The 12,428-nt window shown below is 38.7% G+C and carries 11 protein-coding genes; 6 read left to right on the top strand and 5 right to left on the bottom strand.

What is annotated here, in order from left to right; genetic code table 11:
• Positions 1-118 precede the first annotated feature (118 nt).
• Positions 119-865 (bottom strand): AAA family ATPase, encoded by a 747-nt coding sequence (locus J7E67_RS19230; protein WP_214732655.1) that lies wholly within the window; start codon positions 863-865, stop codon positions 119-121.
• A 286-nt stretch (positions 866-1,151) separates the two neighbouring features.
• On the opposite strand from J7E67_RS19230, the gene J7E67_RS19225 reads away from it, so the two are divergent.
• Positions 1,152-1,577: an SRPBCC family protein gene (locus J7E67_RS19225; protein WP_214719045.1), complete on the top strand. Its 426-nt coding sequence runs from the start codon at positions 1,152-1,154 to the stop codon at positions 1,575-1,577.
• Positions 1,578-1,955, top strand: coding sequence for an ArsR/SmtB family transcription factor (locus J7E67_RS19220; RefSeq protein WP_214719048.1), 378 nt, complete (start codon positions 1,578-1,580; stop codon positions 1,953-1,955).
• A 44-nt stretch (positions 1,956-1,999) separates the two neighbouring features.
• Here the strand turns inward: J7E67_RS19220 and J7E67_RS19215 are convergent, their stop codons facing one another.
• Positions 2,000-4,000, bottom strand: coding sequence for a YhgE/Pip family protein (locus tag J7E67_RS19215; protein WP_214732654.1), 2,001 nt, complete (start codon positions 3,998-4,000; stop codon positions 2,000-2,002).
• Positions 4,001-4,124: 124 nt separating this feature from the next.
• Here J7E67_RS19215 and J7E67_RS19210 point away from each other — a divergent pair, with 124 nt between their 5' ends.
• A complete protein-coding gene (locus tag J7E67_RS19210; RefSeq protein WP_214732653.1) occupies positions 4,125-5,009 on the top strand; it encodes a LysR family transcriptional regulator in 885 nt (294 codons plus the stop codon).
• 48 nt (positions 5,010-5,057) lie between these two features.
• Here the strand turns inward: J7E67_RS19210 and J7E67_RS19205 are convergent, their stop codons facing one another.
• Both J7E67_RS19205 and J7E67_RS19200 read right to left on the bottom strand, forming a co-directional pair.
• Complete coding sequence (locus J7E67_RS19205; protein ID WP_214732652.1) at positions 5,058-6,413, bottom strand: amino acid permease; 1,356 nt, start codon at positions 6,411-6,413, stop codon at positions 5,058-5,060.
• Positions 6,414-6,884: 471 nt separating this feature from the next.
• On the bottom strand, positions 6,885-7,106 hold the full coding sequence (locus J7E67_RS19200) for a DeoR family transcriptional regulator (protein ID WP_066260326.1): 222 nt from the start codon (positions 7,104-7,106) through the stop codon (positions 6,885-6,887).
• Between the two features lie 463 nt (positions 7,107-7,569).
• On the opposite strand from J7E67_RS19200, the gene pepV reads away from it, so the two are divergent.
• Complete coding sequence (gene pepV, locus J7E67_RS19195) at positions 7,570-8,991, top strand: dipeptidase PepV (RefSeq protein ID WP_214732651.1); 1,422 nt, start codon at positions 7,570-7,572, stop codon at positions 8,989-8,991.
• A 24-nt stretch (positions 8,992-9,015) separates the two neighbouring features.
• Positions 9,016-9,888, top strand: coding sequence for a D-amino-acid transaminase (gene dat / locus J7E67_RS19190; RefSeq protein WP_214732650.1), 873 nt, complete (start codon positions 9,016-9,018; stop codon positions 9,886-9,888).
• 857 nt (positions 9,889-10,745) lie between these two features.
• Here the strand turns inward: dat and cysK are convergent.
• Entirely contained in the window at positions 10,746-11,675 is a 930-nt protein-coding gene (gene cysK, locus J7E67_RS19185) for a cysteine synthase A (protein WP_214732649.1), read from the bottom strand.
• A gap of 167 nt (positions 11,676-11,842) precedes the next feature.
• Between cysK and thpR the strand changes: the two genes are divergently transcribed.
• Positions 11,843-12,427: an RNA 2',3'-cyclic phosphodiesterase gene (gene thpR, locus J7E67_RS19180; protein ID WP_214732648.1), complete on the top strand. Its 585-nt coding sequence runs from the start codon at positions 11,843-11,845 to the stop codon at positions 12,425-12,427.
• The last annotated feature ends 1 nt before the right edge of the window (position 12,428 follow it).

Below are 12,428 nucleotides of genomic sequence, written 5' to 3'. Positions count from 1 at the left end.
ACGTAGAAGGTGTCTACGTTCCCCTAAGAATGCCAGAATGAAGAATAGGGTCACATAGAAGGCGTCTACGTTCCTGGAACGAATGGTGATTGAGAAACCCGCCTTTCAAAGTCAATTTTTAATCATCTAACAGATGATGCAGCATTCTATTTTTATCATCAAAAAACTGTTTCATAATCCGATAATGATTCGTTTCCTCAAGTGTATTTTCAATAATTCCTTCTTCTGTAAATTCAAAGATTTTTGCCTTAGGATAAGCCATGATGATTGGCGAATGGGTAGCAATAATAAATTGGGAGTTCTCTTTCACCAAATCATGAATCCTTGTCAGCATCGACATCTGCCGCAGTGGGGAGAGGGCTGCTTCTGGTTCATCTAAAATGTATATCCCATTACCGCCAAACCGATGAAGAAAAGTGGCAAAGAAGGCCTCACCATGCGACTGTTCATGCAGGGAAACACCTCCGAATGATTCAATGACCCTTCTCCCGCCGCCTCCTTTATCCAGCTCCTCAATATTAGAAGCAACATTATAAAAACTTTCAGCGCGCAGAAAAAATCCATCCTTAGGTTTTTCGATACCCTTTATTACTTTGAGATAGTCTGCAAGAGGAGAATGTGAATCATAGGTTGAAAAATTAAAATTAAAGGACCCTCCCTCTGGATTAAAACCAACTGCTACCGCAATCGCTTCAAGCAGGGTGGATTTACCCATGCCGTTCTCCCCAATCAGGAAAGTAACATTCGGATGAAAAGCTAGTTCGTCTAAGCCTCGCAAACTGGGCAGGTTAAAGGGATATTTATTAAAAGAAGGAATTTCATCTCTTTTCAGATTAATTCTTCGTAAATATTGAGTATTTATCATATTTATTACCCCAATTTTTATTTTAATAAGGAAAGTTAGCAGATTGGTTAATATTAAAAGTAGCATATTTTTACTGCTTATCCTATATATTGATTTGTAATAATTATGGGATGAAAGTATATTGAATGAAAATTACGGTGATTTTACTTAATGTGAAGTCACCGTTTTTGTTTTTAAAAAAGAAATGCTTGACGTGCAACCAAATGGTGTTATATAGTCTTGATGTGAAACCAAATGGTTTCGTAATGAAGTAGTAATCGCAGCAAAATTCGAGGAGGCAATAAAAATGGGAAATGAGTCACAGGCAACATTAGAAGATATAAAGTATACAGTCGTTTACAATGCTCCAATTGCTAAAGTATGGGATGCAGTAGCTACAGCAGAAGGTCTGGGTGCGTGGTTCATGCCGAATGATCTTCAGCCTGTTGAAGGTCATGAATTTCACTTAAATGCTGCGCAATTTGGCATGTCGCCATGTAAGGTAACACATGTCGATCCACCTAACAAACTTTCATTTAATTGGGGAAAAGATTGGACACTAACATTTGAATTAAAAGAACTGGATGATAAAACAGAGTTAACTCTTATCCATGGTGGCTGGGACGCTAACAAAGTTACAGAATTCGGTGCTCCGCATACTCCTATCCGCGATAACATGAATCAGGGCTGGGCAGGTCTTGTGAAAAAATTGCAAGCACATGTTGAGGCATAAATGGCGGCTTCATCTGCAAAGCATGATGTTTTTCAAGCCATCGCTGATCCAACAAGGCGAAAGCTGTTAAAACTTCTTAGCAAGGAAGAGATGCCTGTCACGGCGATAAGTGAACACTTTCCGATAAGTCGAACCGCTGTGTCCAAGCATTTACGTGTATTAGCAGATGCCGGGCTAGTTAAGGAACGGAAAGCGGGCAGGGAAACAAGGTACAAGCTGGAGCCGGAGCCTTTAAACGAACTAAAGGATTGGCTCCAATATTTTGAGCTATTTTGGGAAAATAAGCTCTCAGCACTTAGGCTATTTGTTGAGCCAGATGTGAAGGAAATCAAACATCTCCATCCGGTAATTGAAAAGCCAGAAGACAAAAAAGATTAAAAAAGTGATACCCATGTAAATATTGGGTATCACTTTTTTAGTTTTTAATGAGAGGTCTCCACGGCAGTCTTGGAATGTTGCAGATAACTTGTCACCCATCCAATACCCCCCGCTATTACTAGGTAGAAAAGTAAGATTAGTATTTGCTGTTGTAGTTGGGCCCAATCCCCTAGGGAGATAACATCTTGGAAGCTCCGTAATGAATGGGCCATTGGTAAAGCATTACCGATCTTGCTTAGGATAGGATTACTCAATTCACCCGGGAATGTTCCACCACATGTAGCTAATTGTAAAACCAATAGTGTGACAGCCATAAATTTCCCTGCAACACCAAACAATGTCACTAACATAAGGATGACCGTCATGAAGGTTAAGGAGACAATGACACTGGATACAATAAACAAGGGAACACTTACCACATGTACTTTGAATCCGAAAAGGACTACCAAATCGACAAATAACACTTGTATTAATGCGATTGAGTACTTAAGTCCGAGTTTATTAATAAAATGCTCTGTTCCATTAACCTTAAGATCTTGTCTGCGTCCTAATGGAAGGATGTTAGCTGCCATTATTCCACCTACATAAAATGCTAAAGATAGAAAATAGGGGGTAATTCCAGTCCCATAATTCGGAACCTCGGATAAATCCGATTCTACTAATTTGACTGGTTCTGAGAACATCGAGGTTAATTGGTTATTATTATGGATACTAGACGTTTGCTTAGCAGCATCATTTAATTTTGTGGCTAACTCGTCTGAACCAACGCTCAATTGATCCAAACCATCTACCAACTGATTGGTGCCGTTATCTAATTTACTTCCACCGTTTGCTAAATCAACTATTCCATTGTTTAAAGAGGAAAAACCATTTTTCCATTGACCGAAACCATTGGAAAATTGTACGGTTCCCTCAGATAATTTGTTTGCCCCGGTGGCAGCATCATCCATTTTATCGCCAAGCTTTGTCATACCATCTTGGACTTTTGTTTGTCCTTGAACTAATTTGTTTGCCCCTTGAGCAAGTTGGACTTGACCACTTCTCAATGAATCAGCTGCTTTTGATAGGCCGGTTGACATGGCAGCAATTTGTTGGAAGGTAGGATCATTTTTCATATCAGGGTGATTTTGTAAAAATAGTTCTACTGTTTTCGATAATTCATCTGTCGTGTTTTTCACCCCTGCTTGACCTTGAGATAACCTTTCACTATTCAAAGCCAAAGATTGCATGCCTTCCGTTAATTGTTCCATCCCAACTTCTACACTTGCATGACCTTCAGAAAGCTTTTCCATGCCATTAGAAAGTGCTAGTGAGCCCTCTTTTAAACCGGCAAGCCCATGGGTCAATTTTTGTTGACCGTTTGAAAGCCGCTGACTCCCATCCTCTAACTTTTTTGCACCATTATTTAAGCGGTCGACACCATCTGACAGCTGGATCATTCCATTCTTAGCATCGATTGTTCCTTGATTAATTTTTGACGCACCATCGCCGGCATCACGTAAGCCGTCTGCTAATTCAACAAACTTTGAAAATACGCCATCTGCGTAGGATTTCGTGATGCTAGCTGATATTTTTGTCTTCATTTCTTCCGTTGCGGTCGTACTAATTTGTGAGGCAACAAAGTTTTTTCCTGGATTTATTTTAAAATTTAGTTTTGCCTGCTCGGGATGTTCATCCATTAATGTACTAACTTTTTGTGAAAAATCTTTTGGAATCGTCAGAACCATATAATATTTCCCGTCTTTCAAACCTTGGTTTGCGGTCTTTGCAGAGAGGAAATAGAATTTGAGATCCTTGTTTTCTTTTAAGTTTTTGACAAATTCCTGACCTGCCTCAATCGACTTGTTATCCATCATCGATCCATGATCTAGATTGACGACAGCGACAGGAAGTTGATCTAACCGTCCATAGGGATTCCAGTAACCAGCAAGAAAGAAACCAGAATAAATTAACGGAACGATTAATAGGAACACTAAGGCGATCCTTCCGTGCTTATGGTGCCACATCATCTTTAAATCCCTAAATACTAAGTGAATTCCTTTCATAATGACCCCTTTACATTTAAGTTTTTTACATAACCACAATGATAAATACTTTTACGTATATTGTATAATATATAATTAGTTATCATTTAGTAGCTTTCAAGCTATTGATAAGGGGGCATAATTGATGGAATTTTTACAATTACAGTATTTTCAAACAGTTGCCAGACTTGAGCATATGACCAAAGCCGCAGAAGAACTTCAAATTGCCCAACCCTCTTTAAGTAAAACCATAGCACGATTAGAGGAAGATTTGGGTGTTCCATTATTTGATCGGAAAAATCGACAGCTCCGGTTAAACGACTACGGAAAACTGTTTTTAGATCGAGTGAATCGGATATTTTTAGAATTAAATGAAGGGAAAAGAGAAATTGCGGAAAGAGCTCATCAAAGGCAAACGCAAATTACTTTAGCGGTCAGTATTCCAAGGGTCCTTCCTGAGTTATTGAGTTCTTTTTTAAAGCTTTTTCCCGAAATTAAATTTCAACAAGTCCTAGAGTCAACCTCCTCAATGAAAAGCCGGCTGGAAAAGGCGGAGATTGATTTTGGTATTTCATCCGTGCCTATTGAGGGGACGGATATCGTCTGGGAACCGCTAATGACTGAAGAAATCTACTTAATTGTTCCCCCAGAACATCGTTTATCGAGGAGAGAAGAAATATTTCTTAATGAAGTAAAGGACGAGCCTATTATCGGTATGAATACTGGTTTCGGATTTAGAAACTTAACAGATGAATTTTGTCGTAAGGCAGGATTTGTTCCAAACATTGCTTTTGAAGGAGATGAGCCGGGGGTGATAGGGGATTTAGTTAAACAAGGTTTAGGGATTGCTTTTATTCCAGAAATTTCGTGGCTCCATCATACGAATCCCTTTCCAAACAAACTGAGAATCATTGAACCAAAATGCCAAAGGACCATTGGGTTAGGCTGGTCAAAGAGGCGATATTTATCTGAGGCGGGACAAGAATTTCGTCAGTATGTGATCGAGTACTTTTCAAAGCTTTCTCTTTGAAAAAGGAAAAAAGGCCAACAAGTAAATTGAGGGCCTTTTCTGTATCAATTAAGCGGTAATTTCATTCAAACCATTTTTTCTAACAAGAAATGAGAGAATGATTAACAAGCCAATGGTTGCCAAGCTTACGGTTGTACCAATTAGATTATTTGGATTAAACACAAATCCAACAAAGATTATGCTTAAAGATACAATGGCGAAGATGGTCGTATATGGAAACCATTTTACGTTAAATGCCGGTTGACTTTTGTAAAGTGGTCTTAGTTTTAACTGTGCTGCACAAATACTAATCCAGATTAGCATGACTGTAAACCCTGGAATGGTCATGAGATAGCCGATTACCTCACTAGGTGTTAGATAGGCTAGGTAAACACCTGCTAATATACATATACTTGTAAGCATTATTCCTGTTAATGGAATTCCCTTTGCAGAGAGCTTTGCTAACCCCCTAGGCGCAACGCCACTTTGTGCCATAGAAAACAGCGTTCTGGATGTCGCATAAATACCTGAATTTGCAGCGGACAGTACGGCTGTCAGCAGGACAAAATTCATAATATGTGCTGCTCCAGGCAACCCTGTTGTACTGAAGACCTGAACGAAAGGACTGTCTGCACCCGTAACCTTGTCCCAAGGCATGAGTCCACAAATGATTAGTATTGGTAATATATAAAAAATAATAACACGCCAAACTGCCCCTTTAATAATCTTTGGCAATACTCGCTCAGCATCCTTTGTCTCGGTAACAGCGACCCCAATTAACTCCGCACCACCATACGAAAACATGACCACTAAAAAGGCGCTGAAAGTTCCACCCATTCCGTGCGGGAAAAATCCGCCGTGTGCTGTGTAGTTAGCGAGCGGATCCTGGATCGAGCTTGGAATAATTCCTAATAGGAGTGAAAAGCCTAAAATGATAAACGCTATCAGCGCTATGATTTTAATTCCAGCAAACCAAAATTCAAGTTCCCCATAATTTTTTACTTGAGTTAAATTAATTCCTACGATTATAACTGCGCAAAGGAAACTTAACACCCATAATGGTATTGTAGGAAACCAAAATTGTAGGAAACTTCCCGCTGCTAATAATTCAACAACCGTAACAAGAATCCAGTTGATCCAGTAAAGCCATCCCACAATATACGAAACTTGGAATCCAAATGCTTTGTTTACTAAATGCTGTACATTTAAATTTGGAAAAGCAAGCGCCATTTCCCCTAAGGCAGCCATTATGATAAATAGTAAAAGGCCGCCAATTAAATAGGCAATTACAACACTCGGTCCTGCAATCGCCAAGGTGTCGGAACTCCCTTTAAAAATCCCCGTACCAATCATACCAGCTAAGGCTATAAACTGGACATGCCTCGGTAATAATCCTTTTTGTAAGTTCTGATGATTATTTTTCATGTTATTCCTACCCACTTATCTTTTTTGCTTAGACGCTTTTAAGCGCTAAAGTATTTTTGATATTAATATACTACCATACTATCGAAAACTGTCAATTAGTGTAGAGGATTTTAGATCAACCCATTCTACTGTTTCTACACAAGTACAGTGGCTTAGCTCCCTCCCATCATGTTCTTGCTATGGGGTTAAAATATTATCCATAAGAATTTTTTTTGGTTGAAGGAAACTTTGTTTGAAATGGCGAATATAATTAATTAAGGCAGGAGATGATTAATATGTTCGTAACCCCTCGATTGCAACGGAGGATTTTCATTTATTCATATGTTTTTAGAAAACTAGGGATCCTAAGTGAACAGGAATATCAAAAAATCACGAACCAAGTACATGAGCACCATTGATTTTAGATAAACAAAAAGCACGCGAGATGGGCTCGCGTGCTTTTTTATGAAATTATGCTAATTTATTTTTTTATTAAGAAGACATTTTTACTCTCTTTTGTGTTGTCGTCCATTTTCCGCGGCTTGGGCTAATTACCAAGTCATTATAGGCTAAGACATTTAAATCTCGTTGTATGGTGCGAGGAGTGATACCAAATTCCTCTACAAGTTCTTGCGTAGAAACAGTGCCGTTATTGCGGATAAACATGTAGATACATTTGATGCGGTTTAACATCCGGTTAGTTGAAGGTTTCAAAGAACCACTCCCTATCCTTTTTTCAAACCCATGGCAATACCCTGCTACCGACAGCCTATTTGAAGATTCCTCTTCAAGAATATGTAGTTTTCTTTTCCGCGCAGACATCTCCTTTTCGTGGATGATTACTGTGGATACTTAGATGTCTTACATGTCTTACATCTAACCTTATTGTAACCACAAAATCAGAAAATTTCCACCAATATACTTAAATTTACAAAATAAACATCTAAAATTAACAAAAATTGTTCGGATTTTCGCCCTCCTTTACCATACTCTTACTATAGGTTATGGGCGATAATGTATGGATTATGACTAATTATTTGAATTTTTAGTTAAATTGGTTGATTTATTTTTTGCATAATAAAAAAACAACGTTTATTGAAGCAAAATTGATAAAATATTTACAATAATGATATTGTTATGGTGGAAGTGAATTCATCAACGAAAGGGGGATTTACATTTGACGAAGATTGATTGGATGAGTGAAGTTGAAAAAAGAAAACAGTCCCTGATTACGGACACACAGGATTTATTACATATAAGAAGTCTTTTAGACGAAGAGAATACATCTGCTGAAGCGCCGCTTGGGAAAGGCGTGAAGGAAGCGCTTGATTTTATGCTGACTCTTGGTGAAAAAGATGGATTTATTCCGAAAAATGTAGGGAACCTTGCCGGACATCTTGAGTTTGGTGAAGGTGAGGAACTGCTTGGAATCCTTTGTCATGTGGATGTGGTACCTGAAGGTGATGGCTGGTCAAGTGATCCATTTGAAGCCGAAATTCGTGATGGAATGATTTTTGCCCGTGGTGCACTAGATGATAAGGGACCGACGATGGCTGCCTATTATGCAATGAAAATTGTTAAGGATCTCGGTCTGCCACTTAAAAAGCGTGTTCGAATGATTATCGGAACCGACGAAGAAAGTAATTGGCGCTGTGTAGAGCACTATTTTAAGCATGAAGAAATGCCAACTTTAGGATTTGCTCCAGATGCAGATTTCCCTATTATTAATGCGGAAAAAGGGATTGCGGATTTTGATATGGTTCAGAAAAAATCGCCACAGGAATCTGTGGAGTCCAATATCAAGGTCGTCGGCTTTACTTCAGGTAAAAGATACAACATGGTTCCCGATTATGCGAAAGCAACCATTCTTATCAAGGAAAATCCGGAAGAGACAGTTCAGCAATTTATAAACTTTATGAAGGAATATCAATTGGAGCATAGTCACAAAATCGAAAATGGTGAATTAAGTTTAGAAGTAAAAGGTGTCTCGGCCCACGGGATGGAACCGAGAAATGGTATTAATGCGGGCTTGTTTTTAGCGGAATTCCTTTCTAAGCAAAGGTTAGATGCAAAGGCCTCCGATTATTTCCAATTCGTTTCAAACTATTTCTTTAATGATTCCAGGGGTGTAAATCTTGGTGTGGCCTATTCAGATGACATTTCCGGTGAATTAACCATCAATCCTGGAAAGCTGACTTACAGTGATGAATTAGGTGGAAGAATTGGAATGACATGCAGATACCCTGTCACAAACAAAATGGATTCTACTAAAGCAAAACTGGATGATCTATTGCAAAATGAGGGATTCGAGATTGAAAATTTTTCTGACTCGAAACCACATTACGTCGATGAAAAAGAATTCCTGATTCAAACATTGAAAAAGGTTTATGAAGAACAAACGGGAGAAAAAGCTGAGTTAATTGCGATAGGCGGAGGGACCTACGCCCGTTCCCTAAAAGCAGGGGTAGCATTTGGACCCTTATTTCCTGGCAGACCAGATATAGCGCACCAAAAAGATGAATATATGTATATTGATGATTTACTTAAAGCAACAGCCATTTACGCTCAGGCTATTTTTGAATTGGCCATGAATGAATAAGATATAAAAAGGGGATATGGAAGAATGAAATTTGCAATCTTGAATGGGGAAATTATTGAGCGTTCAGAAGCTAAGGTTGATGTGGAAGATCGCGGTTATCAATTTGGTGATGGTGTATACGAAGTTATCCGTGTCTACAACGGAAAAATGTTCACAGGAACTGAACACATGAATCGTTTTGTGAAAAGCTTGGATAGTATTGGGATTGTACTTCCGTATACTATGGAGCAATTAACGAAATTGCTAGAAGAGCTTGTTGCAAAAAATAATCTTCAGTTAGGGACCATTTATATGCAAATTACGAGAGGAGTCGCCCCCCGTAATCATGTGTTTCCGGCGGAAAATATAACTCCTAGCCTTGTAGCTTATACAAAGGAAGCGCTTAGACCTTTGGAAAGTTTGAAGAAGGGAGTAAAAACAATCGTAACAGAAGATATTCGTTGGCTGCGTTGTGACATAAAAAGTTTGAATTTGCTAGGCAATCTATTAGCCAAACAAAAAGCGGCTGTTGAAGGTTGCTTTGAAGCAATCCAACATCGCAACGGCAATGTTACGGAAGGGAGTTCGTCGAATATCTATATTGTCAAAAATGGTGTTGTGTTCACGCATCCGTCGGATAACTTAATTTTAAAAGGGATTACAAAGGATGTAATATTGCAGATTTGTACTAGTAATAATATTGTGGTGGAGGAACGAACATTTACACGTGATGAATTGGCCAATGCTGATGAAGTGTTCCTATCAAGTACTACTTCAGAGGTGATGCCGATTATTGAAGTGGATGGGAAGAAAGTTGCGGATGGTTTACCAGGCACTGTTACACGAAGGCTGCAAGAAGCATTTGAGCAAGAAATTGAAAAACAATGCGGAGCACTTAAAGATAAAACCCTTAATTAGAAAAAAGACGTGAACACAGGAGTGTAAAGGGTTCCGTTTTCAGGTGCATTTTAATAAATGACATAAGAAATGACGTATGAATTGGTATACGTCATTTTCTTTATTTATCAAGGTTATTAACATTTCTTATAGGGTTTGACAAACATTTGACATCATTTTTATGAAGTACAAAAATTATTGTACGATTAAGAAAAACTGCCAAATTAATGGTCAATAAACTTGTCGATTTAGGTGTCAATTTAAATGTTTTTCTAATTATTAAGCAGTTCGGGTTGGTGAACATATAGCATTTGCTATGAAGACTATATTCTCACTTTATCTGAAGGGATTTGGTCTTCATCGCCTTAATGATGACCACTTTCTCTAGTTTTCCGAAGTGATTTGGTCTTCATCGCCTTAATGATGACCACTTTCTCTAGTTTTCCGAAGTGATTTGGTCTTCATCGCCTTTATGATGACCACTTTCTCCGGTTTTCCGAAGTGATTTGGTCTTCATCGCCTTAATGATGACCACTTTCTCCGGTTTTCCGAAGGGATTTGGTCTTCATCGCCTTAATGATGACCACTTTCTCTAGTTTTCCGAAGTGATTTGGTCTTCATTGCCTTAATGATGACCACTTTCTCTAGTTTTCCGAAGTGATTTGGTCTTCATCGCCTTTATGATGACCACTTGCTCTGGTTTTTCAAAAGGATTGGTCTTCATCTGCCTTATAAAGAAAAGTCGCCAATGTGCGACGACTTAATGGTCTAAAATATACCAATAACTATGTCTAACCGTTTGTCATTTCGGCTATAAACACTTCAGAAAAGCACCTCAAAACGGAACCCTTTAATAAGAGTGTCCACGTCTTTTTTAATTAATATTGAAACAAATCGCTGGATAAGTATCGTTCGCCCGTATCGCAAGCAATACAAACGACCACATCATCTGGAGTTAAACGTTTGGCAACTTCTAATGCGGCGAAGCAAGCACCGCCAGAGGAAGGTCCAACTAGAATTCCTTCTTCGACAGCCAACCGACGAGAGATATCATAGGCATCTTCATCATTGATTTGATGAATTTCATCATAGATATTTTGATTAAGAATAACTGGGATAAAACCTGGGCTTGTCCCAACCAGCTTGTGTTTACCTGGTTTTCCGCCTGATAAAACAGGTGAGCCTTTCGGTTCGACAACATGGACCGTTAAATTTTCATAATGCTCTTTTAATGTTTCCCCTGTCCCAGTGATGGTTCCCCCAGTTCCAGCTGTTGCGATAAAAGCTGCCAGCGGTTTACCGATTTCCTTCATCGCTTTGATAATTTCAACAGCAGTAGTGAATCGGTGCGCATCTGAATTTGCGTGATTTTCAAATTGCATGGGAACAAAACTATTTGGAATCTCACTTGCTAATTCAAGTGCTTTTTGGATGGCTCCAGGCATTTTTTCAGCCCCAGGTGTAAGGACAACCTCAGCCCCGTATGCCTTTAGGATACTGATTCGTTCTTGTGTCATAGTATCAGGCATCACGATAATCGATTTATAGCCGCGAGCAGCAGCATTCATGGCAAGGCCAATCCCTGTATTTCCACTGGTCGGCTCAATAATCGTTGAACCTGCTGTTAATTTTCCAGCCTTTTCTGCTTCGATAATCATATTAAAAGCTGCCCGGTCTTTAACGCTTTTGCTGGGATTAAAGTACTCCAGTTTTAAATAAACCGAGGCCCCGTCCTTTGGTGCTAATCGATTTAGTTTCACTAATGGTGTATCTCCGATTAATTCAGCGATATTGTTGACTACTTTCATAGGGACCTTCCTTTCAATACCTTGAAGTAAGTTCTTAAATTATAGTTTCCTATCTAATAATAAATAAATTTATGCTCTATGTAAAAAATATCGGGTAATTGTCTGTTTGCTAATAGATACATTTAGGACAAAATAGACTAAAATTAACTAAAGAAAGGAAGATAACAATGGAACATCGATCCCATTTTTTCTTTGCCGTAAGAATACCAGAACAAACAAAATTAACGATGCAAGAACATATGGGAAAAATAAAGGAACGAATCCCATTTAGCCGCTGGGTTCATTATCAAGATTTGCATATAACCCTAGCATTTCTAGGCAGTGCTCCACCTGATAAACTTGCACTTGCAGAAAATAATGTTAATGATGCCCTTAAAGATGAGAAAGCATTCACCCTGAGAATCAACAAACTTGGATTTTTCGGAAGTGCTGATTCTCCTCGTGTTTTTTGGGCCGATATAGAGGAAAGCAAGCATTTACAAACCATCAGAAAAAAGGTGTTTTCTGCTTGTGAGAATGCAGGGTTTCAACTTGAAACCAGACCCTTTCGACCTCATATAACACTTGCTAGAAAGTGGGACGGGGTCCATCCCTTCCAAAAGGAAATGCTTGATTTATGGGAAGAACTGCAGCCTAACCCACTCTCATTTGAAGCAAGTGAAGTAGTATTATATCGGACAAACCTTAACAAAACACCCAAGTATGAAGCCCTAAAAATATATCCTTTAAATCACACAAAAACATATAATTAAA

This window comes from Bacillus sp. ISL-46 (assembly GCF_018613205.1).
This window is presented reverse-complemented; position numbering and strand designations above follow the sequence as displayed.